Annotated in this window: 22 protein-coding genes and 5 pseudogenes; 13 read left to right on the forward strand and 14 right to left on the reverse strand. The window is 70.0% G+C overall.

Going from position 1 to position 26,416, the window contains the following annotated elements:
* Positions 1–225: 225 nt before the first annotated feature.
* Together A6302_RS03490 and scpA are read left to right on the forward strand one after the other, a co-directional pair.
* On the forward strand, positions 226–1,821 hold the full coding sequence (locus A6302_RS03490) for a methylmalonyl-CoA mutase family protein (RefSeq protein WP_141703387.1): 1,596 nt from the start codon (positions 226–228) through the stop codon (positions 1,819–1,821).
* 5 nt (positions 1,822–1,826) lie between these two features.
* Complete coding sequence (gene scpA, locus A6302_RS03495; protein ID WP_069305900.1) at positions 1,827–3,992, forward strand: methylmalonyl-CoA mutase; 2,166 nt, start codon at positions 1,827–1,829, stop codon at positions 3,990–3,992.
* Here the strand turns inward: scpA and A6302_RS03500 are convergent.
* On the reverse strand, positions 3,949–4,839 hold the full coding sequence (locus A6302_RS03500; RefSeq protein WP_069305882.1) for a GGDEF domain-containing protein: 891 nt from the start codon (positions 4,837–4,839) through the stop codon (positions 3,949–3,951). The two genes, scpA and A6302_RS03500, sit on opposite strands and share 44 nt — an antisense overlap.
* Positions 4,840–5,203: 364 nt before the next feature.
* Here A6302_RS03500 and sthA point away from each other — a divergent pair, with 364 nt between their 5' ends.
* From sthA to A6302_RS03530, 8 genes are all read left to right on the forward strand, one after another.
* Positions 5,204–6,646: a Si-specific NAD(P)(+) transhydrogenase gene (gene sthA, locus A6302_RS03505; protein ID WP_069305883.1), complete on the forward strand. Its 1,443-nt coding sequence runs from the start codon at positions 5,204–5,206 to the stop codon at positions 6,644–6,646.
* A 129-nt stretch (positions 6,647–6,775) separates the two neighbouring features.
* Positions 6,776–7,096, forward strand: a complete 321-nt coding sequence (locus A6302_RS03510) for a heavy metal-binding domain-containing protein (RefSeq protein WP_069305884.1) — start codon at positions 6,776–6,778, stop codon at positions 7,094–7,096.
* Between the two features lie 92 nt (positions 7,097–7,188).
* On the forward strand, positions 7,189–7,794 hold the full coding sequence (locus A6302_RS03515) for a DUF1131 family protein (RefSeq protein ID WP_169833485.1): 606 nt from the start codon (positions 7,189–7,191) through the stop codon (positions 7,792–7,794).
* Between the two features lie 5 nt (positions 7,795–7,799).
* Positions 7,800–8,816: a methylmalonyl Co-A mutase-associated GTPase MeaB gene (meaB, locus tag A6302_RS03520; RefSeq protein WP_069305885.1), complete on the forward strand. Its 1,017-nt coding sequence runs from the start codon at positions 7,800–7,802 to the stop codon at positions 8,814–8,816.
* A gap of 110 nt (positions 8,817–8,926) precedes the next feature.
* Complete coding sequence (locus A6302_RS21905) at positions 8,927–9,241, forward strand: glycosyl hydrolase family 28-related protein (RefSeq protein ID WP_169833486.1); 315 nt, start codon at positions 8,927–8,929, stop codon at positions 9,239–9,241.
* Positions 9,238–10,098, forward strand: a complete 861-nt coding sequence (locus tag A6302_RS03525; RefSeq protein WP_141703390.1) for a right-handed parallel beta-helix repeat-containing protein — start codon at positions 9,238–9,240, stop codon at positions 10,096–10,098. Before A6302_RS21905 ends, A6302_RS03525 begins: the two co-directional genes overlap by 4 nt.
* Complete coding sequence (locus A6302_RS22630) at positions 10,080–10,223, forward strand: hypothetical protein (RefSeq protein WP_169833484.1); 144 nt, start codon at positions 10,080–10,082, stop codon at positions 10,221–10,223. Before A6302_RS03525 ends, A6302_RS22630 begins: the two co-directional genes overlap by 19 nt.
* A gap of 62 nt (positions 10,224–10,285) precedes the next feature.
* Positions 10,286–10,909 (forward strand): DUF1353 domain-containing protein, encoded by a 624-nt coding sequence (locus A6302_RS03530; protein WP_141703391.1) that lies wholly within the window; start codon positions 10,286–10,288, stop codon positions 10,907–10,909.
* 31 nt (positions 10,910–10,940) lie between these two features.
* Here the strand turns inward: A6302_RS03530 and A6302_RS03535 are convergent, their stop codons facing one another.
* From A6302_RS03535 to A6302_RS03545, 3 genes and pseudogenes are all read right to left on the reverse strand, one after another.
* On the reverse strand, positions 10,941–11,954 hold the full coding sequence (locus A6302_RS03535) for an asparaginase (protein ID WP_069305887.1): 1,014 nt from the start codon (positions 11,952–11,954) through the stop codon (positions 10,941–10,943).
* Positions 11,955–12,018: 64 nt separating this feature from the next.
* Entirely contained in the window at positions 12,019–13,182 is a 1,164-nt protein-coding gene (locus A6302_RS03540; RefSeq protein WP_069305888.1) for an aminotransferase, read from the reverse strand.
* Between the two features lie 112 nt (positions 13,183–13,294).
* A pseudogene (locus A6302_RS03545) lies at positions 13,295–13,867 on the reverse strand (YqaA family protein); the annotation flags it as partial.
* A 262-nt stretch (positions 13,868–14,129) separates the two neighbouring features.
* Between A6302_RS03545 and A6302_RS03550 the strand changes: the two are divergent.
* The gene (locus A6302_RS03550; RefSeq protein WP_069305889.1) at positions 14,130–14,309 is read left to right on the forward strand and encodes a DUF1328 domain-containing protein; all 180 of its coding nucleotides are present in this window, start codon (positions 14,130–14,132) and stop codon (positions 14,307–14,309) included.
* Between the two features lie 137 nt (positions 14,310–14,446).
* Here the strand turns inward: A6302_RS03550 and xylA are convergent.
* From xylA to A6302_RS03565, 3 genes and pseudogenes are all read right to left on the reverse strand, one after another.
* Positions 14,447–15,762 (reverse strand): annotated as a pseudogene (xylA, locus tag A6302_RS03555) (xylose isomerase).
* Positions 15,759–17,215 (reverse strand): annotated as a pseudogene (xylB, locus tag A6302_RS03560) (xylulokinase). The pseudogenes xylA and xylB overlap by 4 nt, the downstream one beginning before the upstream one ends.
* Positions 17,216–17,279: 64 nt before the next feature.
* Positions 17,280–18,305 (reverse strand): LacI family DNA-binding transcriptional regulator, encoded by a 1,026-nt coding sequence (locus tag A6302_RS03565; RefSeq protein WP_069305890.1) that lies wholly within the window; start codon positions 18,303–18,305, stop codon positions 17,280–17,282.
* 185 nt (positions 18,306–18,490) lie between these two features.
* Between A6302_RS03565 and A6302_RS03570 the strand changes: the two genes are divergently transcribed.
* The gene (locus A6302_RS03570; protein WP_069305891.1) at positions 18,491–19,417 is read left to right on the forward strand and encodes a carbohydrate kinase family protein; all 927 of its coding nucleotides are present in this window, start codon (positions 18,491–18,493) and stop codon (positions 19,415–19,417) included.
* A gap of 171 nt (positions 19,418–19,588) precedes the next feature.
* On the opposite strand, the gene A6302_RS03575 is transcribed toward A6302_RS03570, so the two are convergent.
* From A6302_RS03575 to A6302_RS03595, 7 genes and pseudogenes are all read right to left on the reverse strand, one after another.
* Positions 19,589–20,305: a DUF1513 domain-containing protein gene (locus A6302_RS03575; protein WP_169833487.1), complete on the reverse strand. Its 717-nt coding sequence runs from the start codon at positions 20,303–20,305 to the stop codon at positions 19,589–19,591.
* Between the two features lie 52 nt (positions 20,306–20,357).
* Positions 20,358–20,696, reverse strand: a pseudogene (locus A6302_RS26000) (DUF1513 domain-containing protein); the annotation flags it as partial.
* 473 nt (positions 20,697–21,169) lie between these two features.
* Complete coding sequence (locus A6302_RS25140) at positions 21,170–21,304, reverse strand: hypothetical protein (RefSeq protein WP_280938812.1); 135 nt, start codon at positions 21,302–21,304, stop codon at positions 21,170–21,172.
* Complete coding sequence (locus tag A6302_RS03580; protein WP_083255478.1) at positions 21,265–22,317, reverse strand: imelysin family protein; 1,053 nt, start codon at positions 22,315–22,317, stop codon at positions 21,265–21,267. The genes A6302_RS25140 and A6302_RS03580 overlap by 40 nt, the downstream gene beginning before the upstream one ends.
* Positions 22,317–23,810: a di-heme oxidoreductase family protein gene (locus A6302_RS03585; RefSeq protein WP_069305892.1), complete on the reverse strand. Its 1,494-nt coding sequence runs from the start codon at positions 23,808–23,810 to the stop codon at positions 22,317–22,319. The genes A6302_RS03580 and A6302_RS03585 overlap by 1 nt, the downstream gene beginning before the upstream one ends.
* Positions 23,811–23,969: 159 nt before the next feature.
* A pseudogene (locus A6302_RS03590) lies at positions 23,970–25,249 on the reverse strand (imelysin family protein).
* Positions 25,250–25,295: 46 nt separating this feature from the next.
* Positions 25,296–25,799, reverse strand: a complete 504-nt coding sequence (locus A6302_RS03595; RefSeq protein WP_083255479.1) for a hypothetical protein — start codon at positions 25,797–25,799, stop codon at positions 25,296–25,298.
* Between the two features lie 303 nt (positions 25,800–26,102).
* On the opposite strand from A6302_RS03595, the gene A6302_RS03600 reads away from it, so the two are divergent.
* On the forward strand, positions 26,103–26,411 hold the full coding sequence (locus tag A6302_RS03600) for a PilZ domain-containing protein (RefSeq protein ID WP_069305893.1): 309 nt from the start codon (positions 26,103–26,105) through the stop codon (positions 26,409–26,411).
* The last annotated feature ends 5 nt before the right edge of the window (positions 26,412–26,416 follow it).

Here is a 26,416-nt window from a genome sequence, read left to right on the forward strand (position 1 = left end):
CGGGACGGGAACCCATGACCGAGCAAGGCGCGCGCCTGTCGGCGCTGCTGGACGGCACGATCGAGCCGGCCGACGAGGCCGCCTGGCGGGCCGCGGTCGACAAGGCCCTCAAGGGCGGGTCCCTCGACAGGATCGCGGCGAAGACGCCGGACGCATTCTCGTTCCCCCGCTCTCCCCGGCGCGGCGCGATGCGGTGGTGGTCGCCGGCCGCCCTGCCGGCGCACCGTGTGCATCGTCCAGCCGCTCGACGTCGACACGGCGGAGCTTGCCAATGCCCGCCTGCTCGACGAACTGTCCGGCGGGGTCGGCGGCGTCGACATCCGCCTTCCGGTCGCCAGCGTCGACCCGGCCCGCCTGTTCGAGGGCGTCTATGTCGGGATGATCGCGATCCACCTGTCCTGCGGCGATGCCGCGCGGCTGGACGAGATCGCCGGCTTCGTCGCGCACACGGAGGGCGAGCGCAGCGGCGGTCTGCATCTCGGCGTCGACCCCTTCGCCGCCGGCGCGGCCGACCCGTCGGCGGACCTTGCCGCGGCCCTGCGCATCGGCGCGGCCCATGATCTCCCCGGCACCTGGCTGTCCGCCCGCGGACAGGGCTGGCACGGGGCAGGCGCGGCGCCCTCGCAGCAGATCGCCATCGCGCTCGCCACCACCGCCGAATACCTGCGCCGGGCCGAGGCCGGCGGCCTTGCCGATCCGGCCACCGTGTTCGCGCGGACCGAATACAGACTCGTTGCCGACCAGAACCAGTTCCTCACCATCGCCCGCCTGCGCGCCTTCCGCCGTCTGCATGCGCTGATGGCCGAGACCTGCGGCTTTGCCGCCGCCCCCGCCTTCGTCCACGCGGAAGCCGCGCGGCGGATGATGACGAAGCGCGACCCGTGGGTGAACATCCTGCGCGCCACCGTCGCCACCTTCGCGGCCGCCACCGGCGGCGCCGACGCGATCTCGACCCTGCCGCACACCGCCCTGCTCGGCCTGCCGGACGACGACGCGCGGCGCCTGTCGCGCAACGTGCAGACCGTGCTGATGGAGGAATCCAACATCTTCCGCGTCGCCGACCCGGCCGCCGGCAGCGGCGGCATCGAGGCGCTGACCGACGCGCTCGCCGAACGCGCCTGGGACGAGTTCCGCCGGATCGAGGCCGAGGGCGGCCTTGCCGCGAGCCTTGCCTCCGGCGCACTTTCGGGCCGCATCGCCGCCCACGCCGACGCCTCGCGCCTCGCCGTCGCCCGCCGCCGCGAACCGATCACGGGCACCAGCACCTGGCCGCTGCTCACCGAGCGCAGGCCGAGCGTCGCCGCGCCGCTGCCGCAGGCGGCCGCGCCTGCCGATGCGGTGCCCGCTCACCGCATCGCCGAGCCCTGGGAGGCGCTGCGCGATGCTTCCGACGCCCATCTCGCCGCAACCGGCGCGCGGCCGGCGATCTTCCTCGCCAACCTCGGCCCGGTCTCGGCCTACACCCTGCGCAGCACCTGGGCCAAGAACCTGTTCGAGGCCGGCGGCATCGAGGCCGAGGGCCGGGGCGGACATCTGACGGGAGAGACGCTGGCGGACGCTTTCGCGCAGAGCGGCGCGCGCATCGCCTGTCTCTGTTCCAGCGATGCCGCCTATGAGACACTGGCGCAAGACGCCGCCCGGGCGCTCGCCGCCGCCGGTGCCGCGAAGATCCTGATGGCCGGCCGGCCGGGCGAGCGCGAGGCCGACTGGCGCGCCGCCGGCGTCAGTGCCTTCGTCCACGAGGGTCTCGACATGATCGCGCTGCTGCGGGATCTCCTCGCCGATCTCGGCGTCGCCCTCCCCGCCCCCGGACAGGAGTGAAGAGCATGAGCCGTCTCCCCTCCTTTGCCGACGTGCCCTACCGCCGCCTCGCCCCGGCCGCCGTGCCCACGGCCGCCGAACCGTGGATGACCCCCGAGGGCGTGACGGTCAAGCCGGTGTTTTCCGCCGCCGACCTTGACGGCCTCACCCATGTCGATGGCTGGCCGGGCCTTGCGCCCTATCTGCGCGGCCCCTATCCGACGATGTATGTCCAGAGCCCGTGGACGGTCCGCCAGTATGCCGGCTTCTCCACCGCCGAGGATTCCAACGCCTTCTACCGGCGCAACCTCGAGCAGGGCCAGAAGGGCCTCTCGGTCGCCTTCGATCTCGCCACCCATCGCGGCTACGACAGCGACCATCCGCGTGTGCCCGGCGACGTCGGCATGGCCGGGGTGGCGATCGATTCCATCTACGACATGCGCACCCTGTTCGACCGCATCCCGCTCGACCAGATGAGCGTGTCGATGACCATGAACGGCGCGGTGCTGCCGGTGCTGGCGCTGTTCGTGGTTGCCGCCGAGGAACAGGGCGTCTCGGCCGACAAGCTGTCGGGGACCATCCAGAACGACATCCTCAAGGAGTTCATGGTCCGCAACACCTACATCTATCCGCCCGGCCCCTCGATGCGGATCATCTCGGACATCTTCGCCTTCACCTCCGAGAACATGCCGAAGTTCAACTCGATCTCGATTTCCGGCTACCACATGCAGGAAGCGGGCGCGACGGCGGACCTGGAACTGGCCTACACGCTGGCCGACGGCATCGAATACGTGCGCACCGGCATCCGCACCGGCCTGCCCGTCGACCGCTTCGCGCCGCGTCTGTCCTTCTTCTGGGCGATCGGCACCAACTTCTTCATGGAGGTCGCCAAGCTGCGCGCCGCGCGGCTGCTGTGGGCGAACCTGATGAAGCGGGAGTTCGATCCGAGGGACCCGCGCTCGCTGTCGCTGCGCACCCATTCCCAGACCTCCGGCTGGTCGCTGACGGCGCAGGATCCCTACAACAACGTCGTGCGCACGGTGATCGAGGCGATGGCGGCGACCCAGGGCCACACCCAGTCGCTGCACACCAACGGCCTCGACGAGGCCCTCGCCCTGCCGACCGACTTCACCGCCCGCATCGCCCGCAATACCCAGATCATGCTGCAGGACGAGAGCGGCACGACCAAGATGATCGACCCCTGGGGCGGCTCCTTCTACGTGGAGCGGCTGACCGCCGACCTTGCCGAGAAGGCGCTCGCCCACATCGCCGAGGTGGAGGCGCTCGGCGGCATGGCCAAGGCGATCGAGGCCGGTATCCCGAAGCTCCGGATCGAGGAAGCCGCCGCCCGCACCCAGGCGCGCATCGACAGCGGCGCCCAGCCGGTGATCGGCGTCAACAAGTACCGCGTCGGCACCGAGACCGAGATCGACGTGCTGAAGATCGACAATTCGGCCGTGCGCGCCGCCCAGATCGAGAAGCTGAAGCGCCTGCGCGCCGAGCGCGATCCGGCCGCGGTGGAGCGCGCACTCGACGCGCTGACCGCCTCGGCCGCCAGCGGCGAGGGCAACCTCCTCGCGCTTGCCATCGAGGCCGCCCGCGCCATGGCGACGGTCGGCGAGATCACCATCGCGATGGAAAAGGTCTTCGGCCGCCACAAGGCCGAGATCCGCTCCATTTCCGGCGTCTACAAGCGGGAGGCGGGCCGCATGCACGAGAAGATCGCCGACATCGCCCGGCTGGTGGAGGCCTTCGAGGAAAACGAGGGTCGCAGGCCGCGCATCCTCGTCGCCAAGATGGGCCAGGACGGCCACGACCGCGGCCAGAAGGTGATCGCCTCGGCCTTCGCCGACCTCGGCTTCGACGTCGACATCGGCCCGCTGTTCGCCACCCCGGAAGAGGCCGCCCGCCAGGCGATCGAGAACGACGTGCACATCGTCGGCGTCTCGTCGCTCGCCGCCGGCCACCTGACGCTGGTCCCGGCCCTGAAGGCGGCGCTCGACACGCACGGCCGCGGCGACATCATGATCGTCGTCGGCGGCGTGATCCCGCCGCAGGACCACGACGCCCTGAAGGCGGCCGGCGCCAGCGCGATCTTCCCGCCCGGCACCGTGATCGCCGAGGCCGCCGGCCGCCTGCTGCACGACCTCAACCGCCGCCTCGGCCACGGCGATCTCGAGGCGGCCGAGTAGGCTCCGCTTCCGGAGCCGCCCACCTATTCCGCGGCGGCGCTTTCAGGCGGCGGCGTCCGGCCGGGACGGCTCGCGAGTGCGGCGAAGGCCATCTGCGGCCGGTAGGGCACCACCTTGTCGCGGCGTCGCGCTTGGCGTCGTAGAGCGCAAGATCGGCCTGCGACATCAATGCGCTCAACGTATAGTCATCCGCCGCCAGCGCCACGCCGATGCTGACCGTGACCGACAGCACGTCGGTGCCGAACACGATCCGCTGCCGGGCCACCGCCGCGCGGACCCGTTCGGCGAGCGCCAGTGCCTCCGTCTCCGAGAGGGCCGCTCCGAGGACGATGAACTCCTCGCCGCCCAGACGCGCGGCAAGCCGGCCCTCCCCCGCGGCCTCGGCAATCGCCCGTGCGACCCGCATCAGCACCGCGTCGCCGCAGGCGTGGCCGAAGCGGTCGTTGATGGACTTGAAGCGGTCGATGTCGATCAGCAGCGCCCCGACCGGAAGGCCGGGGACGACGAAATCGCGTTCCGCGGTCTGGACGAAGCAGCGGCGGTTCATCAGTCCGGTCAGGTCGTCGGCCATCGCCAGCTGCTCGACCCGGCCATAGAGGGACTTCAGCCGCGCCTGCATCCTCAGGAACACGTAGATCGTCGGCGTTGCCAGCATCGCCGAGACGCCGGCCGCGATGCCGGCGCCGATGTAGAGATTCATCCCCGGAAAGAACGGGCGGACGAACACGGCCTCCAGCGCGAGCGTGACAAGAATGGAGGCAAGGATCGACAGCAGCGACAGGCCGAGCGTCTTCGGCCAGATCCGCAGCCTGACGCCGGGCGCCGCTCCGACGGACATGTCCTTCATCGATCCCGCCCCGCCTTCGCCCCTGCCGCGATCCGACTCGAACGCGAATCGCCCACGACTTCGATGCTCCTGAATTTACGGCGCGATCGGCCGCGATGAAACAGGCCTTCCGGCCTCGGGATCCAGGATGTCCTGTCCCGTGCTGTGGCGTTTTCGGGGCTTCCGCCGGCCGATCTGGCCCCGGACGTGCATGCCTCCGCCAGAGGCCCGCCCGTTCGCCCGTTCGCCCGTTCGCCCGTCGTCGCCCGAACGCCTGTCATCGAAGACGGCAATGATGGCGCCGCGGCGCGGGGCGCCGGCCCGGAGACCGGGGCATGACGGTCGGGCCATGACAGTCGGGCGATGCTGGGGGAAACAGGCGGACATGAAGACCTACGACATGATCGTGATCGGCAGCGGGCCGTCGGGGCGCCGTGCCGCCATCCAGAGCGCCAAGCTCGGAAAATCGGCGCTGGTGGTGGAAAAGGGGCGCCGGGTCGGCGGCGTGTCGGTCCACACCGGCACGATCCCGTCCAAGACCCTGCGCGAGACCGTGCTCAACCTCACCGGCTGGCGCGAGCGCGGCTTCTACGGCAGGGCCTACCGGGTGAAGAAGGACATCGGCTCGGACGACCTGCTCGCCCGGCTCTACAAGACCCTCGACCACGAGGTCGACGTGCTGGAGCACCAGTTCGCCCGCAATTCGGTCGACACGGTCTGGGGCACGGCCCGCTTTCTCGGCCCGAACCGGATCGAGGTCGTCGCCGACAACGGCGAGCGCACCGAATTTTGCGCCGAGAACGTGCTGATCGCGGTCGGCACCCGGCCATTCCGCCCCGACTATGTGCCCTTCAACGGCAGCAACGTGCTCGACAGCGACGAGATCATCGAGATCGGCAAGCTGCCGCGCAGCCTGACCGTGATCGGCGCCGGCGTCATCGGCGTCGAATACGCCACGATCTTCTCCGCGCTCGACGTGTCGGTGACCCTGATCGAGCCCCGCTCCAGCTTCCTCGACTTCATCGACCGCGAGATCATCGACGAATTCGTCCACGACCTGCGCGACCGCGGCATGGCGATCCGGCTCGGTGACAAGGTCGACAGCATCGTGATGGAGAACGGCTGGCCGGTGGCGGTGCTGTCCGGCGGCCGGCGCATCCGCTCCGAGGCGCTGCTGTTTGCCGCCGGGCGCGTCGGCTCCGTGGATTCGCTGAACCTCGCCGCCGCCGGGCTGGAAACCGACCATCGCGGCCGGATCACCGTCGATCCGAAGACCTTTGCCACCAGCGTGCCGGGCATCTATGCCGCCGGCGACGTGATCGGCTTTCCGAGCCTTGCCTCCACCTCCATGGAACAGGGGCGGGTCGCCGCCTGCCACGCCTTCGGCATGCCGCTGCCGCCGGCCCCCGACTATTTCCCTTATGGCATCTACGCCGTGCCGGAAATCTCCACGGTCGGCATGGGCGAGGAGGAGGTGCGCACGCGCGGCATTCCCTACGAATGCGGCATCGCCCGCTTCCGCGAGACCTCGCGCGGCCACATCATGGGGCTCAACACCGGCATGATGAAGATGATCTTCTCGCTGAAGACGCGGCGCCTGCTCGGCGTCCACATCGTCGGCGAGGGCGCGACCGAGCTGATCCACATCGGCCAGGCGGTGCTGAATTTGAAGGGCACCATCGATTACTTCATCGAGAACACCTTCAACTATCCGACCCTTGCCGAGGCCTACAAGATCGCCGGCCTCGACGCCTGGAACCGCATGTCGCGGCTCAGCACGGTGCAGGTGCCGGAGATGGCGGAAGTGGCGGAGGCCGCCGACGTCTGAGACCCGGCCCGGTCCCCGGTCTGACCCTGCCTACCGACCACCTCCGGGCTTGCGGCGGCGCGGCTTCGGCCCGATCATCGCGCCGCCCCCGCCGCCCGGTGCGGGCGCCCGCAGCCCGGAGGACCGTCCTTGCTCGTCACCACCACCCACACCGTCGAAGGCCGGCGGATCGTCGCCTATCGCGGCCTCGTCACCGGCGAGGCCATTCTCGGCGCCAACGTGTTCAAGGACCTGTTCGCCTCGATCCGCGACATTGTCGGCGGCCGCTCGGGCGCCTACGAGAGCGAGTTGCGCCGCGCCCGCAAGATCGCCGTCGACGAGATGTGCGCCGACGCGCTGAATCTCGGCGCCGACGCGGTGATCGGCGTCGACATCGACTACGAGACGGTCGGCAACAACGGCTCGATGCTGATGGTGTCGGCCACCGGCACGGCCGTCGTGCTCGGCTGAGCCGGATGGCGGCGGGGGATATTGCCGGAGGCATGTCGCCGCATCCCGCCGCCGCCCTTTCCGCGCCCGCCGGGCCGTGCTATCGGCCTTTCATGATGAGACGTGCCCCCCACACCTCCTCGCCCGCCGGCAAGGCCCGCATCGCCGCGGCCGGCTTCCTCCTCTTCCTCGTCGGCGGCTGCTCCGCCTCGATCGAGGACATCAGCAGCGTTCCGACCGACACCCTGCTGGTGCTCGGCCAGACCGGTGCCGGCCCGGTCGGCGCCGGCACGCCCTACTCCAAGGCGGCCATCGAGACCGCCCTGCCCGGCTACACCGTGGACACCGTGACCATGGCGACCGAAACGCGCACGGAGACGGCGCTCGCCGCCTTCCACGATGGCTTGCAGGTGCTGCAGATCCTTCCGGCCGGCGGCGGCCGGATCGAGGCGATCCACGGCGTCACCCACCACATGGCCGGGCCCAACGGCGAGCGGATCGGCATGAGCTTCGCCGAGACGCGCCAGGACATCGGGCAGTGCCGCGTCGGCCGCGGCAACTGGGCCGGCATGCCGATCTGCACCGCGCGCGGCGCGCCGTCCGTCACGCTCGTCTTCGCCATCCCGAACTACGAGGCCTCCGACACCCTGCCCGATCCGGCGACCGTGGCCAGTTCCACGCTGCAGCGGATGATCTGGACGCCGCAGGCGGGCGGCTGACGGCGATGACCGCGCGTCTCGCTCCGGCCGGCGATGTCCGGCGCCCGGACACCGACGTGGCCGGCCTTGCCGCCGGCATCCGCGCCGGCGAGCGGGCGGTGCTCGCCCGCGCGATCACCCTCGTGGAATCGCGGAAGCCCGAGCATCAGGCGAAGGCGCGCGACCTGCTCCAGGAGCTTCTCGCCGACAGCGGCCGCTCGCTGCGCATCGGCATCACCGGCGTGCCGGGCGTCGGCAAGTCCACCACCATCGACCAGTTCGGCACCAATCTCACCGCCGCCGGCCACAAGGTGGCCGTGCTGGCGGTGGATCCGTCGTCCACCCGCACCGGCGGCTCGATCCTCGGCGACAAGACGCGGATGGCCCGGCTTGCCGTCGATCCCAACGCCTATGTCCGCCCCTCCCCTTCGGCCGGCACGCTCGGCGGCGTTGCCGCCCGCACCCGCGAGACGATGCTGCTGTGCGAGGCGGCCGGCTTCGACGTGATCCTCGTCGAGACGGTCGGCGTCGGCCAGTCGGAGACCACCGTCGCCGAGATGGTCGACTTCTTCCTCGTGCTGATGCTGCCGGGTGCCGGCGACGAGTTGCAGGGCATCAAGAAGGGCATCCTCGAAGTCGCCGACATGATCGCCGTCAACAAGGCCGACGGCGACGGCGCCCTGCGCGCCCGCGCCTCGGCGTCGGAGTACCGCGCGGCGCTGCACATCCTCGGCGCCGGAACGCCCGACTGGACCCCGCCGGTCGTCACGATCTCGGGCCTTGCCAACGAGGGCCTCGACGTCGTCTGGTCGGAGATCGAGCGCTACCGCGACGTGACCGTCCGCTCCGGCCGCTTCGATGCCCGCCGCCGCGACCAGCAGGTCCACTGGATGCGCGAGATGATCCTCACCCGCTTCCGCGACCGCCTCGACCGTGACCCCGCCCTGCGCGACGCCAACCGCCGCCTCGAAGCCGACGTCCGCGCCGGCCGCCTCTCCGCCTCGCTTGCCGCCGCCGAAATCGCGGCGATGCTGGGGATGTAAGCTCCCCCGGCCCGATCCTTGCTCCGCTTCCTCCATCCAGCGGAGGAAGACCCAGAATGGATCGCCGGGCGTTTCTATATGGCACGATGGCGACGGCGGGGACCGGGCTGATGCTGGTGCCGGCCCGCTCCGAGACCGCGCGCACGGAACTTGCCGGCCTGCGCGGCTCGTTCGGCGCTGTCGACCACGGCCTTGCCCCCGGCGCCTCCGACGACCAGAGCCTCGTGATGCAGCAGGCGCTGGACCGCGCCGCCCGCGAGGGTCGGCCGCTGTTCCTGCCGCCGGGGCGCTACCTCGTCTCCAACCTGACGATGGCTTCCGGGGTGCGCATCATCGGCATCCCCGGCCGCTCGGTGATGGTCTATTCCGGCGGCGGACGGCTGCTGACCGCCAATGGCGTCTCCGACGTCGCCTCGACGGCGTGACAATCGACGGCGCCAACCGCGCTCTCGACGATCCGGACGCCGGCCTGCTCGCCTTCTCCGCCGTCACCGACCTCACCATCGAGCGCTGCACCGTCTCGGGCAGTTCCGGCACCGCGTTGGCACTTTCCCGCGTCTCCGGCCGCGTCACCGGCTGCCGGATCAACGGCGCCGCCGGCAGCGGCCTTGCCGTCATCGAGGCGGTCGGCCTGTCGATTTCCGGCAACGAGATCACCGACTGCGGCGAGGCCGGCGTGTCGCTGACCCGCTGGACGCCCGGCGAGGACGGCAGCCTTGTCTCCGACAACCGCATCGAGCGGATCGCCAGCCGCACCGGCGCCGGCGGGCGGGCCGGCTCCGGCGTACTGCTCTCCGGCGCAGGCGCGGTGATCGTGTCCGGCAACCGCATCGCCGACTGCGCGGCCGGCGCGATCCACGCCAGCGCCAGCCCCGGGCTCCAGCTCGTCGGCAACAGCTGCCTGCGGTCCGGCGGCACGGCGATCGAGGTTGCGGGCGCAGGCGGCGCGCTGGTCTCCGGCAACGTGATCGACGGCGCCGCGGCCGGCATCCGCCTCTCCGGCGGCGAGGACCGGCCGGCGGTCTGCCAGGGCAACGTGGTGCGCGCCTTGGCCCCGGCGAAGAGCCGGCGGAGGGCGACGGCATCGGCATCTCGGTGGCCGCCGGGGCAAGCGTCACCGGCAACGTCGTCGAGAACGCGCCGCTCTACGGCATCTATGCCGGCGGCGCCGCAGGGGCCAACGGCCTCGTCGCCTCGGCCAACGTGCTGCGCGGCGGGCGGGTCGGCATCGCCGTCTCGGTCGCCGAGGGTGCCGGCGGGGCGGTGCTGTCGGGCAACATGATCGACGGCGCCAGCGAGGGCGCGATCCGCGGCGAGCGGGGCGGCGAGCTCGTCACCGGCGATCTGGCCCGGGCCAGCGCGGCGAATTTCTCCAACCTGACGATCGAGAACAACCGGGTGTCGTGACGATTGCCGCCTGTCGCGTTTCGCGGTTATCATCGCGAACGTTGCGGCGGGGGCCTCACGTCATGATCAGATCGAGGATCGTCCGGACTCTTGCGGCCTTGCTGTGTCTCGGCGGATGCGTCTCGGGCGGCTCGACCGCCGGCCCGACCGGGATCCTTCAGGGACGCGTTCTCGTCGAGTGGAACAGGGAAGACGCCTTCATCTACCGCAGGACCGCGAACGCCCTCAGCTTCCAGCCGAGTTTCCTGACCGTGCCGATCGTGCCGGAGGACATGTACACCGACGGCGGCTCGGTGCCGCGCATCCTGTGGGGCGTGCCCGGCCTGTCGCCCTGGGGCCTCGGCCCGGCCTACATCATCCACGACTGGCTGTTCGAGGTGCACCGCTGCGGGCGCGACGCACCGCCGGAAGTGAAGGCCATCACCTTCGAGCAATCCGCCGACATCCTCGAGGAGGTCGCCCGCTCGCTGGCGGCGGCGGGCCTGATGCGCAATGACAGGACGGAAGCCGTCGTGCTGGCGGTGCGCAGCCGCTATGCCCGCGACATCTGGGACCGGCCGGCGGGCAAGGACGACTGCGCCGTCCCCCCGTTTCCCGACGTGGAAAAGTCCCTCGATGCCCGCAGATCCGTGGCTCGTCCGGCCGTCATCGACTTCACGATCCCGTCGCCTGCCGCATCCCCTTGAGGCGCGTGGAGATCCACCCGCCCCGGAAGCCTTACGAGGCCCCCAGCGCCTTCAGCAGCGCCTCGGACGGCCGGATCTCGCCGACCGACTCCTTGTTGCGGCTGAGGATCTGCGGGCGGACGAGGTCGGCGATCTCGCCGCCGGCCAGCTTCAGGAACGCCTCGATCGCCGCGGCCGTCACCACCTCGGAGGCGCGGGCCGCGCCGTCGTCGATCTTGATCGCCATGCCGAGGCCCTCGTCCGGCAGCGCCACGGTGAAGACGCCCTCGGCGCCGGTCTTCACGAAGGCGCGGCGGTCGAGCACGGTCATCGCCCGGGTGCAGAAGCGGCCGGTGCCGGCGACCATGAACGGTTCGGCCGCCACCGCCGCGCGGATGCGCGCCGCCGCCTTCGCCCGCTCCGGTCCGAGGCCGGTGCCGGTGCCGAAGCGGGCAAAGCCGTGGGCGATCGAGGCCAGCGAGACCGCGAAGGTCGGGATCGAGCAGCCGTCGGTGCCGCAGAGGTCCTCCGAGAACGGGGCGCCGGTCATGTCGCAGACCGCGTCGATCACCGCGTCCATCAGCGGATGGCCGCGCCGGGCGTAGCCGGCCGGGTCGACGCCCATCGCCACCGACGCACAGATGAAGCCGGCATGCTTGCCGGAGCAGTTGTTGTGGATGCGGGCCGGCCGGCCCTGCATCCGCGCCAGCACGGCCTTGTCGGCCTCGCGCTCGGGCGGCTGCGGGCCGCATTCGAGGCAGCCCTCGTCGCAGCCGCAGGCCGCCAGCATGCGCCGGGCGACCTCCACATGCCGCCGCTCGCCGTTGTGCGACGAGCAGGCGAGCGCGATCGCCGCGTCGTCGAGGCCGAAGCGGTCGGCGGCGCCCGATTCCAGCAGCGGCAGCGCCTGGAAGGCCTTGATCGCCGAACGGGGAAACACCGGCGCCGCGACGTTGCCGAGCGAGAGCACGTCGCCGCCGTCGGCGTCGATCACCACGATCGACCCGCGGTGGCGGCTTTCGACGACGCCGCCGCGCAGGACTTCGACGAGGACGGGATTGGTCATCAGGCAGTTCCTCTTGCCGCGCCATGGCGGCCGATGCACGGGACCGGTCCGGCCGGCAACGGGGTCACGCCGCCTTGCGCAGCCAGTGCTCCAGCCGCTCGACGGCAGCGTCCAGCACCTCGTCGCGCTTGCAGAAGCAGAAGCGGATGAAGCGGGTCGGCGCGTTGCCGGCGTAGAAGGCCGAGACCGGCACGGCGGCGACCCCAGCCTCGCGGGTCAGGCGCCGGCAGGCCTCGGCATCGTCGTCGATGCCGAGCGGGCCGGTGTCGGTGGTGATGAAATAGGTGCCGCCGCAGGCCATCACCTCGAATCCCACCGAGGCAAGCCCCGCCGCCAGCCGGTCGCGCTTGCCGGCCTGGGTCGCCGCAAGCTCGGTGAAATAGTCGTCGCCCATGGCCAGCCCGTGGGCGACGGCGGCCTGCAGGTTCGGCGGCGTCGTGAAGGTGACGAACTGGTGGACCTTGGCGATCGGCTCCAGGAGGTTCGGCGCGGCGGTGACATAGCCGATCTTCCAGCCCGTGAGCGAGAAGGTCTTGCCGGCCGAGCCGATCCGCACCACCCGCTCGCGCATGCCGGGAAAGCTCATCAGCGTCTCGTGGCGCCGGCCGTCGAAGGTCAGGTGCTCGTAGACCTCGTCGGCGATCACATAGGCATCGTTCGCAAGGCAGAGCCCGGCAATGAGCGAAAGCTCCTCGTGCGTGAACACCTTGCCGGCCGGGTTCATCGGGTCGTTGACGATGATCGCCTTGGTGCGCGGCGAGAAGGCGCGCGCCAGCGCGTCCGGGTCGATCGCCCATTCCGGCGGGGTGATGCGGACGAACACGGGCGTGCCGCCGGCCTGGCGGATGATCGGCACGTAGCTGTCGTAGAAGGGCTCGATCACGATCACCTCGTCGCCGGGCGCAACGAGGCCGAAAATCGCGTCGGCCAGCGCCTCGGTCGCGCCGGAGGTGACGAGCACCTCGCGCTGCCAGTCGACGTCGAGACCGTAGAAGCGCCGGTTGGCGGCAGCCACCGCCTGGCGCAGTCCGGGAATGCCCATCATCGAGGGATACTGGTTCGGCCCGTGCAGCGAGACCCCGGCGGCCTTCGCCCGGATCTCCTCCGGCCCGTCGACGTCCGGGAAGCCCTGGCCGAGGTTGATCGCCCCGGTTTCGCGGGCCAGCGCGGACATCGCCTCGAAGATCGTGGTCGGCATTCCGGTGAAGATCGGATTGGTCGGCTTCATGTCGTCAGCTCTGTCCGCGTCTCGGGCAACGGGCGCCGACGATAGAAAGGTCGGCCGCCGGCGGCAAGGGCCGGCCGGCATGGCAGGCCACCGTTCCGGCGTCGTCAGACGCGTAGCGCGCCGCGACGAAGCCGCCGATCAGCAGCACGAGGCAGACCGTGAAGACGAGGCCGAGCCGGCGCTCGATGAAGTCGCGGATCGGCGGGCCGAAGCGATAGAGCAATCCGGCGACGATGAAGAAGCGCAGGCCGCGGGCGACGATGCTCGACAGCATGAACACCACGACGTTGAGCCCGGTGGCGCCGCTGGCAATCGTCACGACCTTGTAGGGAAACGGCGTGACGCCGGCAAACAGCACGATCCACACGCCCCATTCGTTGTACCAGCCGCGGAACTCCTCGAACTTGTCGAGATAGCCGTAGGCGGACAGAATCGGACTGGCGAGTTCATCGAACAGGAAGGCACCGATCAGATAGCCGGCAAGGCCGCCGAGCACCGAGGTGATCGTGCACAGCGTGGCATACCACCAGGCACGGTCGCGCCGGGCGATCACCATCGGGATCAGCAGCGTGTCGGGCGGGATCGGAAACACCGAGCTTTCGATGAAGGAGACGCCGCCAAGGGCGGTCGCGGCGTGCCGGCTGGCGGCCAGCGACAGGGTCCAGTCGTAGAGGCGTCGCAGCATCCGGGTCTCCCGCGCGGCAAACCCGGATCGCCGGGGCTTCACGCCTGTGTCTATGCCCGGATCCGGTAAAGATTTCGTCTGTTGCACTGCGGACGCCTCCCGCGCCGACGCGGCCGGCGACCGGGGGACCGGCGGCGCCGATAGGCCGGGGCTGGCCATCGTTGCGAAATTTCAAGGTCCCGATCGAAAACGCAGGAACAAACTTCGGCCACCCTACGTTTTCACTGCATCACAACGAACCAGACAAGACTGGAGACGGACAATGCTTGGTTGGGCTCTTACTTTCCTCATCGTGGCGCTGATCGCTGCTGTTCTTGGCTTTGGCGGCGTCGCCGGTACAGCCATGGGCATTGCGAAGCTGATCTTCTTCGTCGCGATCGTTCTCTTCGCGATCTCGCTGATCTACGGCCTCGTCACCGGCCGTCGCCCCCCGACTGTGTGACGACGGCGGCGACATCGCGAAGCAAAAGGAGCCGCGTTCCGCCCGGAACGCGGCTCCTTCCTGTTTGATGGACCTGTTTGTGCAACCCACCTCCGGGTTCCGGCGGGGGCCATCGGCCCCGCGCCCTGACCCGGGCCTCAGCAGAAGCGGTTGACGAGGCTTTCCAGATATTCCTGGCGGCCGGAAACCGGCTGCGGGTCAAGACGGGTCGCCTCGACATGGGCGGCGAGGTCTTCCAGCGTCTTCTCGCCCTTCAGGACCGCCTGCGGCAGCTCGGCATTCCAGCCGGCATAGCGCTGCTCGACGTGACCGTCGAGCGCTCCGTCCTCGATGATCGCGGCCGCCGACAGCAGTGCCTTGGCCATCGCGTCCATCGAGCCGACATGGCCGTGGATCAGGTCCTCGGCGTCGAGCGACTGGCGGCGGATCTTGGCGTCGAAGTTGAAGCCGCCGGTGGTGAAGCCGCCCGCACGCATGATTTCCACCATCGCCAGCGTCAGCTCCGGCACGTTCATGCCGAACTGATCGGTGTCCCAGCCGAGCTGGTAATGGCCGCGGTTGAGATCGACCGAACCGAAGATGCCGAGGGCGGCGGCGAGCGCCAGTTCGTGCTCGAAGCTGTGGCCGGCCAGAATCGCGTGGTTCTGCTCGACGTTGACCTGCACTTCCTTCTCGAGGCCATAGGCCTTGAGGAAGCCGTAGACGGTCGCGACGTCATAGTCATACTGGTGCGAGGACGGTTCCTTCGGCTTCGGCTCGATCAGGATCGCGCCCTTGAAGCCGGTCTTGTGCTTGTAGTCGACGACCATCGACAGGAACCGGCCGAGCTGATCGAGCTCGCGCTTCAGCGACGTGTTGAGCAGGGTCTCGTAGCCTTCACGGCCGCCCCACAGCACGTAGTTCTCGCCGCCGAGATCGCGCGTGATGTCGAAGACGTTCTTCACCTGCGCCGCAGCGTAGAGGAACACGTCCGGGTCCGGATTGGAGGCGGCACCCGCCATGTAGCGGCGGTTGGAGAACAGGTTCGCCGTCCCCCACAGCAGCTTCACGCCGGTCTCGTCGATCTTCCTGGCAAAGACGTCGGCGATCTCGCGGACATTGCGGTTGGACTCGGCAAGCTCGCGCCTTCCGGGGCCACGTCGCGGTCGTGGAAGGTGAAGAAAGGCACGTCGAGGATCTGGAACAGCTCGAAGGCGACATTAGCCTTCAGCTTGGCCATCTCCATCTCGTTGCCCGGCTTGAACCACGGGCGATCGAAGGTCATGCCGCCGAAGGGGTCGAGACCGGCAAAGGTCAGCGAATGCCAGTAGCAGGCGGCAAAGCGGAGGTGATCCTCCATGCGCTTGCCCATGACCAGCTGGTTCTTGTCATAGTAGCGGAAGGAGAAGGGATCGGTGCTGTCCGGTCCTGCAAACTTGATCGGGGCGATATCGCCGAAGAATCCGGTGCTCATGTCAGTGCCTCCTTGATGGCGGGATAGAGGGCCCGGTAGCGGGCGTAGCTGTCGTCATAGGCCGCGGCCAGGGCCGGATCGGGCTCGATGACGCGTTCGGTGGGCGGCGGCGTCGCGATCTCGCGATAGTCGGCGCCGGTTGCGGCGATGAGGCCGAGACGGGCGGCGCCGAAGGCTCCGCCGAAATCGCCGTCCTTCGGCAGGTCCAGGGGAATGCCGAGCACGTTCGCCATGATCTGCAGCCAGACGGGCGAGCGCGATCCGCCGCCGATGGCCGCGGCGCGCTCCACCCTGCTGCCGGCATCGGACAGGACGCGCAGGCAGTCGCGGAAGGCAAAGGCGACGCCTTCCAGCACCGCCTGGGTCATCGCGGACGCGCCGGCCTCATGGCCGAGACCGACGAAGGCGCCGCGCGCGCCGGCGTCGTTGTGCGGGGTACGCTCGCCCGACAGATACGGCAGGAACAGCACCGGTGAGGGCCGTTCCACCCGGGCGCCCAGCGCGCCGGCAAGATCGGCAGCCGGGGTGCGCAGCAGGCCGGACAGCCAGTTGAGGCTGTCGGTCGCCGACAGGAACACCCCCATCTGGTGCCAGGTGTCCGGCACCGCGTGACAGAAGGCGTGGACCGCGCCGGCGGTGTTGGGCGAGAAGCGGTCGTTGGAGACGAACAGCACGCCGGACGTGCCGAGCGAGGCGAAGGCGGCGCCGGGCGTCACCGTGCCCATGCCCACCGCGCTCGCCGCATTGTCGCCGCCGCCGCCGGCCACCACCGGCGTGCCGGCGATGCCGAAGCGGCCGGCAAGCTCGGCGCGCAGACGGCCCGAGACCTCGGTGCCCTCGACCAGACCCGGCATGTGGTCCCGGGTCAGGTCCGTCGCGGCAGGAGGTCGTCGGACCACTTGCGGCCGGCGACATCCAGCCACAGCGTGCCGGCGGCGTCCGACATGTCGGAGGCATATTCGCCGGTGAGATGCAGGCGGACATAGTCCTTCGGCAGCAGCACCTTGCGCGTCCTTGCAAAGATCTCCGGCTCGTGGGCCTTCACCCAGGCGAGCTTCGGCGCGGTGAAGCCCGGCATGGCGATGTTGCCGGCGATCTCGCGCGAATTCGGGCAGCGCACCTCGATCTGCGCGCATTCGGCGGCCGAGCGCACGTCGTTCCACAGGATCGCCGGGCGCAGCGGCCTGTCGTCGGCGCCGAGCAGGGTCGCGCCATGCATCTGGCCGGACAGGCCGATGCCCTTGACCTTGGCCATCTCGGCCGGATGGCTGCGGGCCAGTTCGTCAAGCGAGGCATAGGTCGCCGTCACCCAGGCGTCGCCCTCCTGCTCGGACCAGCCGGGGTGCGGCCGGGACACCTCCAGCGCCACGCTGGCGCTGGCAATGATCGTCTGGGCGTCGTCGATGAGCACCGACTTCACCGACGACGTGCCGATGTCGATCCCGATGTACATGTGTCTCCGTCCTCCCGTGTCTCTGGTCTTGTTGCTTGCGGGTCTTGTTGTCGGCCGGGCGCCCTCAGGGCAGGTTCTCGGCGAGGAAGATGTCGATGCGGATCCGCTCCTGCGCGTCGACGATCGGCACCCGCGCCGAGAGCGCACGCATCACCCGCGCCGCCGAGCGGATCTCGTGGCCGCAGTCCTGGTTGATCACCGCGTCGATCACGCCCGCGATCAGCGCCGCCCGGTTGTCGGCGGAGAGTTCGTGGGCAACGAACACCATGTCCCGGTTGCGCCCTGCCGCCTTCAGCGCCTCGACAATGCCGGCGTTGCCCGCGCCGACGCTGTAGATGCCGGCGAGGCCGGGATACTGGGCCAGCAGCGCCGCCACGGTCCGCCGCGTCGCGTCGCCGTCGTCGCGACCCTCGCGCATGCCGACCACCGTCACCGCCGGATAGCTCTCCGACAGCGCCTGCTTGAAGCCGAGCTGACGCTCCACATGGTCGCGCAGGGCAAAGGAGCCGCCGACGATGGCGACTTCGGCCGGCCGGCCCGCAAGAAACCGTCCCATGAGGCTGCCGGCGGTGCGCCCGGCGGCGATGTTGTCGATGCCGACATAGTGGCTGCGCCGCGAGCCCGGCAGGTCGGAGACGAGGGTGACAACCGGCACGCCGTCGTCATGCAGCCGGTTCACCGCCTCGCGCACCATCGGGTGGTCGAGGGCCACCAGCGACACGCCGCCGAGCCCGTTGCGGTCGAGGCCGTCGAGGATGCGGGCAAGGCCGGGGCCGTCGAAGACGTCGACGAACAGCGTCTCGTAGCGGGCGGCATCGAAGGGCATCCAGTCGCCGAGCCGCTCCACCGCGTCGGCGAGGCCGGCCACGAAGGGATTGGAGCCGGCGGGCAGCACGAAGACGAAGCGGCCGGGCGCCGCGCCCACCCGGGCCGACAGCGCCGAGGGCGCATAGCCGAGGCGCGCGATCGCCTCTTCCACCCGGGCGGCGCTGCGCGAGGTGCGGCCGGCGCGTCCGTTGAGGACACGGTCGACGGTGGCGACGCTGACGCCTGCCGCTTCGGCCACATCCCGGATCGTCACCTTGCCCACGTGATCGCTCGCTTCCGATTTTTTTACATCAGTATTTTGATGTAATCACATCGTCAAGTGACTTTTGAGGACCGCAGGGGCACCCCAATCTGCCGAACGGGCTTGTGAGCCCGACGATCAGGGGCGTTGCGAGCGCGAAGAATTGTCGCTACGAACGGACAAATTCTCGGCGGGAGGCCGGTGTCATGCTTCTGTCCTGCGGCGATGCGCTGATCGATTTCGTGCCCGTCAAGACCGCCGACGGGCGCGACGGCTATGTGCCGGCGGTGGGCGGCTCCTGCCTCAACATCGCGGTGGCCATGGCGCGGCTCGGCGCCCCGACCGGCTTCGTGGCGGGCGTGTCCAACGACATGTTCGGCCAGATGATCGCCGACCACATGGCGGCGTCCGGCGTCAGCTTCGATCATCTGCGCCGCTCCGACGACGAGACCACGCTCGCCTTCGTGCGCATCGTCGACAACGAGCCGCATTACGCCTTCTATGACGAGACCTCGGCCGCCCGGAACTGGACCTGGCGCCCCGGCTCGATCGACTTTTCGACGATCGAGGTGGTCCACGTCGGCTCGACCACGCTGATCAACGACCCGGTTTCGACCGAGACGCTGAAGATGGTGCGCGATGCCGCCGGCAGGACGGTGATCTCGCTCGATCCCAACTGCCGTCCGTCGCTGACGAAGGATCGCGACGACTACCGCCGCCGGATCGAGGAGCTGATCGGCTACGCCGACGTGCTGCGCATGTCCGACGTCGACTTCGAGTTCCTCTATGGCGAACCTGACTGGGACGCGAAGGCGGCCGGCTGGCTGGCGGCGGGGCCGAAGCTGGTGCTGTTGACCCGCGGCGGCGACGGTGTCGTCGCCTGGCATGCGAGTGCCGGCCGGATCGAGGTGCCCGCGGCCAAGGTCACGGTCGCCGACACCATCGGCGCCGGCGACACCTTCCAGGCCGGCACCCTGGTCGCACTCTACGAGGGCGGATATCTGTCCCGCGACCGCCTCGCGGCCATGACCGCCGACGAGATCACCGCCTGCGTCGCCTTCGGCATCCGCGCCGCCGCCGTCACCGTCTCCCGCCCCGGCGCCAACCCGCCCTGGCGCCACGAACTGGCCTGAGAGTAGACCTCAGGAAAATCCGGCGTCTATCCGTCTTCACGGGCCGCCCCCCCCCCGCACCATGCCTCCCCCTTGTGGGGAGGGTGGCCCGGCCGCAGGCCGGGTCGGGAGGGGGCGCAATGCTCTCCGCCTTCACCGGTCATCTCGCCCTTCCCCTATGGGAGGACGTCGTCACAACAACGTCAGGTGATTGTCGAACGCAAGGTCGTCCCGCGCCACCTTGCGGGCGGTCCCGCCCTCTTCTCCAAACACGAAATCCACCACATCCCCCTCCCCGCCGGCGCCGCGAATGGTCCGGGCCTCGCGGGTCGGGGAAATGCCGCAGCCGTCGGCAAGGGCGGCCATCCCGGCAAAGCGCCGGGTCGCCGCGTCGAAGGCGAAGACCACGTTGCCGCGCGGCGCCGAGAAGGCGACCGTTCCGCCGTCGCGGCTGGCCGACACCGCGCCCACATAGTTGCGCGGCCGCACCCGCAGTTCCTTCGGCAGTTCCATCAGTTCCATGCGCCCGTCGTCGCCGAGCCGGCCGGCCAGCGGCGGCAGCTCGGTCCGTGGCCCCTCGTGCTGGCACCCGAACCACAGCGCGCCGAAGCGGTCGGCGGCCAGATGCCGGATCGACAGCTGCGCGAAGCTGTCGCCCAGATCATGGCTGGCGAGAAGGCCCCCGCCGTCGGCCGAGACCAGCGCCAGCGAGGGGGTCATGTCGGCGGTGTTGAGGTTGGTGCGGCCGAATTCCGGTCCGGTGTCGAGCCCGCCGTTGGCGATCGCCAATGTCCGCCCGCCGTCGATCAGCAGCAGCTCGTGCGGGCCGATGCCGCCGGAGGAAAACTCGCCGATCCGGCGAAAGCCGCCACGGGCGCATAGAGGCCGATCGCGCCCCGGGCGTCGCAAAATCGTTCTCGGTCGCATAGAGAAGCCCGCCGTCGGGGCTGAAGGCGCCGTGGCCGTAGAAGGTCCGGCCGGGTGCGGCCGGCACGATCAGCGGCGCGGTCCGCGCGTCCGGCTCGAACACGGCGAGGAAACTGCCCGGCCGGCGCGCGAAGGCGACGAGGCGAGCCGACGTCGGATCGCGCGCGATCTCATGCCCCCGCCCCGGCAGTGGCCGGCTGCCGAGGATATTCCCGGCCTCGTCCATCAGCACCACGGCAAAGCTGCCATCGGCCAGCTTCGCGCAGGCGGCATACCGCGGGCTTCCGTCGGGCGCGGCGGCAAACAGGCGCCGCGGCCCGAGCACGGTCGCCCCCGCGACGAGGGCCAGGAAACGGCGTCGATCCGGCTGCATGTGGTGTCCTTTCCTGCCTCCCAGCCCCGGACCTCCGGGTCGTCATTCCCGCGAAAGCGGGAACCCATCCATCCCGGGCGGACGGGTGCGAAAGCATTCCGCGTTGCAACCCGTGACGGGGCATCGCACTCGCCGCAGGTCGTTGCCTGCCGACCGCTGGGTTCCCGCCTTCGCGGGAATGACGACGGAGAGGCGGGTGGCAGCCGGCAGGCAGATCTGCGTCCGAAGAGGCAACCCGGCCATCCGACGCACAACACTGCACCCACTTGGCCTCAAACCCTCGGCGTTTTCCGCACCTTGCTCCGTCTCTCTCGGTCGTCATCCCCGCGAAAGCGGGGACCCATCCATACCCGGGCGGAAGGGCGCCAGAGCACTCGGCGTTGCAATCCATGATGGAGCATCGCTCTCACCCCACGCCCTCCCCCTGCCGATCGATGGGTTGCCGCTTTCGCGGGAATGACGGAGGAGAGTCCTCAATCCCCGTCCAGCGAGTTGAAGCCCTTTTCCAGGCCGATGGCGGCGGTGAGGTCGCCGCCGACCTCCGCCTTGAGGCTCTGCACGGTCAGCATCAGGTAGCCGGCCAGATCGCGCAGCGTCGCGTCCCGCACCACATCCTCGACCGGCGCGTCGAGCCGCGCGCGGCGTCGATGGCGTTGCGGAATTCGAAGCGGATCGCGTCGGCGAGCCAGCGGTCGCTCTTGCCGAGACGGTCGAGGGCGCCGCTCGCCTCCACCAGCGCCGACAGGCCCTCGAGGTTGGCGCGGATCGTCGGCAGGGTCGCGCCCGAGCGCCAGAAGGGCGCGAGCTTCGGCTTCGCCGTCGCGGCCGACTTGCCGAGCGCGGTCTTCAGCTTGTGGTCGGCGACGATCTCGAGGCCGGTCGCGACCTGCTGGAAGATCTCGCCGGCTGCCTCCTTCGAGGTCTGGAACAGCGGGTTGTCCGGGCCAGGCTGCTCGAACAGCGCCGCGATGCCGTCCTCGCCGCGGTTCCAGTCGTTCTCCAGCTCCTCGGCCATCGCCGAGACATTCTGGGCCACGGCCCGGGCGTAGCGACAGCGGTAGTCGGCGGCACCCGGCGCGGCGAGATCGTCGGCGGCCGTGCCGAACAGGAGATAATCCAGCGCGGTCAACCCCTGCATCGCCACCGACTTCTGCGTCAGCGCTGCCGGATCGGCCGCGGTCTCGTCGCCGGAGGCAAGCGCCGCCTGCACCTGCCTGAGGCCGATCCCGCGCGGATCGGGCCAGAAGGCGAGCCGCTCCAGCCGATGGTCGTCCATCATCGGCCCGACGCGCAGGAACTCCACCGCCGACCAGGCAAGGACGGCCGTGCCGAAATCCTCGCGCACCGCCGCCAGAGCGGCGGCGTCGGGGGCGGCGCAAAGCATCGACGTGCTGATCGACAGGCGCGCGGCGCGTTCGGAGAAGATCGTGAAGGCCGGACGGATTTGCCGCTCGATGGTCGTGCGGACCATCATGGCGAAATCGGTCTCGCCGAACGCGGAGGACGCGGCCGTGGCGCCCTCCTGCGCGCGCGCCGGCGCCATCGCCAGCGTCGCCGCCAGCGACAACGCCATGGTCGTCGCCGCGACCAGCTGGCCGAACCGCCCGAGACAAGCACCCATCACAGCGTCTCCAGATACCGGATCAGGGCATCGCGCTCCGTCTTCGACGCGGCCGCCACCCTGTCGCGCGCGCCCTGCGCCTCGCCGCCGTGCCAGAGGATCGCCTCCAGCAGGTTGCGGGCGCGGCCATCGTGCAGGAACTGGGTGTGGCCATTGACCGCCATGGTGAGACCGATACCCCAGAGCGGCGCGGTGCGCCACTCCCGGCCGTCCGCCTCGGCCTCGGGCCGGTTGTCGGCCAGGCCCTCGCCCATGTCGTGCAGCAGCAGGTCGGTGAACGGCCAGATCAGCTGGAAGGAGAGTTCCTTCGTCGCCGCATCGCGGCGGGTCACGAATTTCGGCTGGTGGCAGGCCGGGCAGCCGGCCTCGACGAACACCTTCTTGCCGGCCAGCACGTCCGGATCGTCCACATCGCGCCGGGCCGGCACCGCGAGGTTGCGCGAATAGAAGGTGACGAGGTCGAGCGCGTCCTGCTGGATTTCGAAGTCGCCGAAGCGCGGCTGCACCCCGTTCGGCATGTCGAGGCAGGCCTGCTGGCCCGACATGCAGTCGCCGGCGGCGGCCGTCATCAGCGGCGTCGACAGGCCCATGTCGCCGAAGAAGGCGTGGGCACTCTGCTGCTCGATCGTCGGCTGGCCGGCCTTCCAGCCGAAGCGGCCGAGCACGGTTGCGCCCGTCCGGTCGTCGATGACGCGGTTCATCCGACCGGAGATGCCGTCACCGTCGGCATCGTCCGCATCGGCCAGCGCCGCGATGTCGCCGGGGTGGATCGCCTCCAGCAGGCCGAGGCCGATCATCGGCGTGGCGACGCGCGGCGACATCATCACGTCCGGCGCCATCGGCCCGTAGCCGAGATCGGTGATCGTGTAGGTCGGCTTGCGCAGCGACACGGCGCTGCCGTCGGCGAGCGTGACCGGGATTTCCTCGTAACGCACCTGGATCTTTCCCTCGGCGGGAAGACCGGGCACGGCGAGATCCTGCAGCTGGCCGCCATAGGCCGGCTCGGGCTCGGCGCCCTGCGGCCCCGGCACGGACAGGCGCATCAGGAAGCTTTCGGCATCGTCCGGCCCCGGCGCGTGGCCGCGGCCGTCCTTGAGGTGGCAGTTCTGGCAGGCGCGCGAATTGAACAGCGGGCCGAGCCCGTCGGAGGCCTGCGTCGACGACGGCGGCGACACCCAGAAGCGCCGGAACAGCGCGTTGCCGAGCTTGAAGGATTCCTCGCCGGCAAAGTCGAGGTTGGCGGAAAACTGCGAGAAGGCGTCGCGGTCGAAGACCTTGCGGTTGGTCGTCGCGCCGCCGGGCATGGTCTCGAAGCGTTCGGGCGCCGCAAAATCCCGCGGCGGCGCGGTCACTTTCGCCACCCGGCCGCGATCCTTCGGCGTCAGATCATCGCGCCAGGGCATCGGCCCCTCGGCGCGGGCGGTGCTCAGCGCGAGGACGGCCGCCGCCGCCACCGCCGGCAGAACCCAGGGAAGAACCCGCTTGGAAATCATCTCGGACCAGTCCTGAAATCCGGCGCCCTCTCGCCGATACACGCGGGAAGACGGGAAAGTCCACCCCCGTCCGGGGGGCTCTCCCTCGTGCACTGCCTGCTGCAACGGAAAACGAGGGGAGCGCCGCCCCCCTCGTCGCCGTCCTGCTGGACGACCGGCTTACTGGAAGACGGCGTCCGGGTTGTCGAGGCTGTCGGAGCCTTCGAAGGCGATCTGCGACAGGCCCAGCGCCGAGACGCCGCGCTCGATCGAGCGGGTCTGGTCGACGAGGCCGTCGATCACCGCCTGCACCACCGCGTTGCCCTCGGCGTTGCCCTCGCCGATCATCTGGTCATAGGCCTCGACGGTCTCGCCGCGGGTCTTCATCGCCTCCGCCGCCTTCAGGGTGCGTCGAGCTTGGCCTCGATCTCGGCGGCCACGTCCGGCGCCTTGGCCTTCAGCAGCGCGTCCACGCTCGGACCCGCGACCTTCGAGCCGTCCACCCGGGTGTAGGAGCCGAAGTAGACGTTGCGGATGCCGACGATGTCGTTGAAGTGCGAGTTGAAGGTGTTGTCGGAGAAGCAGTCGTGCTCCTCCTCCGGGTCATGCAGCAGCAGGCCGAGCTTCATGCGCTCGCCGGCAAGTTCGCCATAGGACAGCGAGCCCATGCCGGTGAAGATCGTGGCGATGCCCTCCTCGGGAGACTTGGCGAGAAGCTCGCTGCGCGCCTTGCCACCCTCGGACCACGCGGCGACGATCTCTTCCAGATCGGCGATCAGCAGGTCGGAGGCCGACGCCAGATAGGCGGCGCGGCGCTCGCAGTTGCCGCCGGTGCAGTTGGCGGCGTCATAGTCGGTGGCCGGGCGCTTGCCGGCGCCGGGTCCGGTGCCGTTGAGGTCCTGGCCCCACAGCAGGAACTCGATCGCGTGGTAGCCGATCGCGACGTTGGTCTCGATCTCGCCGGCTTCCTGCAGCTTCTCGGCGAGGAGCTCCGGCGTGATCGTGCTGGCGTCGACGGTCGCGCCGCCGATCTCGAGCTCCGGATGGCCGATGACGTTCAGCGTGTAGAGGCTGTTGGCGTCCGACTCGGCGCCGTAGCTGGCGTCCACATAGTCGATCAGGCCCTCGTCGAGCGGCCAGGCGTTGACCTTGCCTTCCCAGTCGTCGACGACCGGGTTGCCGAAGCGGAAGGCTTCCGTCTGCTGATAGGGCACGCGGGCGGCGATCCAGGCGGCCTTGGCGGCCGACAGCGTGTCCTCGGTCGGCGCGGCGAGGAAGGCCTCGATCGCGGCGTCCAGCGCCTTGGCGGTGGACAGCGAATCCTCGTAGCCGGCCTTGGCGATGTCGGCATAGGTGGCGACCACGGCGGCCGCCTCGGTCGTGCCGGCGGCAAGCGCCGGCTGGGCGCCCGCGAGCGCGGCCAGAGCCACACCGCCGGCCAGAAGGGTTTCGAGACGCATCCGTATTCTCCCCGTGGATAGATGGTCCGGCGCGCGGACCCTGAAGTCAGTTGAACCGGGCGGAGCAGGGCCGCCCGGCGATGTCGTCGATGACGTCGGCCGGAACCGGAAAGAGACGCTGGTGGATGCCGTCGAAGGCGGCCGAAAGGTCGCGCGCGGCGGCGGTCGCCATGTCGGCCCGGCCATCGGCGGCCAGGTGGACGACGCAGCGGCGCTGGGCCTCCAGGTCACCGTTCTGGACGGCGGCCACGAAGGAGACGAGCAGGCACTCGTCCCGGCAGAGGCACTGGCAGCCATACGGAAAGCAGGTCAGCGCGCGCCCGGCGGCGGCCCGCGTCTGCCGGACCCACCACGACACCTCGCCGTAGATCCTGCGCGCATCGGCCGATCCGAGTTCGGCGAGATAGACCGTCCAGCCGCGTTCCCAGCAGTCGATGCTGCCGGTCTCGTAGCCGTTGAGCCAGGCTCGGTAGCCCTCGACCAGAAGCCGTTCGGGCTTGCGGCTGAGCAGCGGCGCCGCCGGCCCCGGAGCGATCGCGATCGCCATCATCGAGCGCCCGTCCCGCGGGATCGGCCGGCCGCCGTCGCGGCGCCCCGCCGCGCGGCCATCGATGCAGCCCCGTTCATTTCCGTCATGTCCCCCACCTCCAATCGAAAGGGTTCAAGGCCCAGACATCAAAGGCTGCGACGGGATTTTCCCGTCGCCGGGCCAACCTTTCAGAGCGGCCGGAGGCTGTCAAGCATTGTGGATTTGCGTACTCATGTTTGCAGATGCGCGCGCGGAAAGCCGTCGTTACCGAATGTAAATTTCGCCGTCGTAGCCTGACCTCATCGACCGGCAACGAGGGGCGATATGATGGATGAACGGCGCAACGATCAGCGGAGACGGACCATCCGCGCCGGAAAGATCGTCTACGGCAGCTACCGCTACGTGCTCGACTGCATGGTGCGGGAAATCTCGCCGACGGGCGCGCGCCTGCGCGTCGAGGGCGCCGAGGAGGTGCCGGGCGAGTTCATGCTCTACGACATGTCGGACGCGGTGATGCAGCCGGTGACGGTGATCTGGCGCAAGGGCAAGGACGTCGGCGTCACCTTCCACGGCGAGGCCGTGTCCGTGCACGACAGCCAGGACCCGCGGCTGGCCCGCTTCCGCTTCATGTGACGCAG

Source organism: Methylobrevis pamukkalensis, assembly GCF_001720135.1.
In the GTDB taxonomy this organism is placed as follows: domain Bacteria; phylum Pseudomonadota; class Alphaproteobacteria; order Rhizobiales; family Pleomorphomonadaceae; genus Methylobrevis; species Methylobrevis pamukkalensis.

Coding starts and splice junctions, on each gene's coding strand:
- scpA (WP_069305900.1), top strand. CDS start 1,827: ATGAGCCGTCTCCCCTCCTTTGCCGACGTGCCCTACCGCCGCCTCGCC.
- A6302_RS03500 (WP_069305882.1), bottom strand. CDS start 4,839: ATGAAGGACATGTCCGTCGGAGCGGCGCCCGGCGTCAGGCTGCGGATC.
- sthA (WP_069305883.1), top strand. CDS start 5,204: ATGAAGACCTACGACATGATCGTGATCGGCAGCGGGCCGTCGGGGCGC.
- A6302_RS03515 (WP_169833485.1), top strand. CDS start 7,189: ATGATGAGACGTGCCCCCCACACCTCCTCGCCCGCCGGCAAGGCCCGC.
- meaB (WP_069305885.1), top strand. CDS start 7,800: ATGACCGCGCGTCTCGCTCCGGCCGGCGATGTCCGGCGCCCGGACACC.
- A6302_RS21905 (WP_169833486.1), top strand. CDS start 8,927: ATGCTGGTGCCGGCCCGCTCCGAGACCGCGCGCACGGAACTTGCCGGC.
- A6302_RS03530 (WP_141703391.1), top strand. CDS start 10,286: ATGATCAGATCGAGGATCGTCCGGACTCTTGCGGCCTTGCTGTGTCTC.
- A6302_RS03535 (WP_069305887.1), bottom strand. CDS start 11,954: ATGACCAATCCCGTCCTCGTCGAAGTCCTGCGCGGCGGCGTCGTCGAA.
- A6302_RS03540 (WP_069305888.1), bottom strand. CDS start 13,182: ATGAAGCCGACCAATCCGATCTTCACCGGAATGCCGACCACGATCTTC.
- A6302_RS03550 (WP_069305889.1), top strand. CDS start 14,130: ATGCTTGGTTGGGCTCTTACTTTCCTCATCGTGGCGCTGATCGCTGCT.
- A6302_RS03570 (WP_069305891.1), top strand. CDS start 18,491: ATGCTTCTGTCCTGCGGCGATGCGCTGATCGATTTCGTGCCCGTCAAG.
- A6302_RS03580 (WP_083255478.1), bottom strand. CDS start 22,317: ATGGGTGCTTGTCTCGGGCGGTTCGGCCAGCTGGTCGCGGCGACGACC.
- A6302_RS03585 (WP_069305892.1), bottom strand. CDS start 23,810: ATGATTTCCAAGCGGGTTCTTCCCTGGGTTCTGCCGGCGGTGGCGGCG.
- A6302_RS03595 (WP_083255479.1), bottom strand. CDS start 25,799: ATGATGGCGATCGCGATCGCTCCGGGGCCGGCGGCGCCGCTGCTCAGC.
- A6302_RS03600 (WP_069305893.1), top strand. CDS start 26,103: ATGATGGATGAACGGCGCAACGATCAGCGGAGACGGACCATCCGCGCC.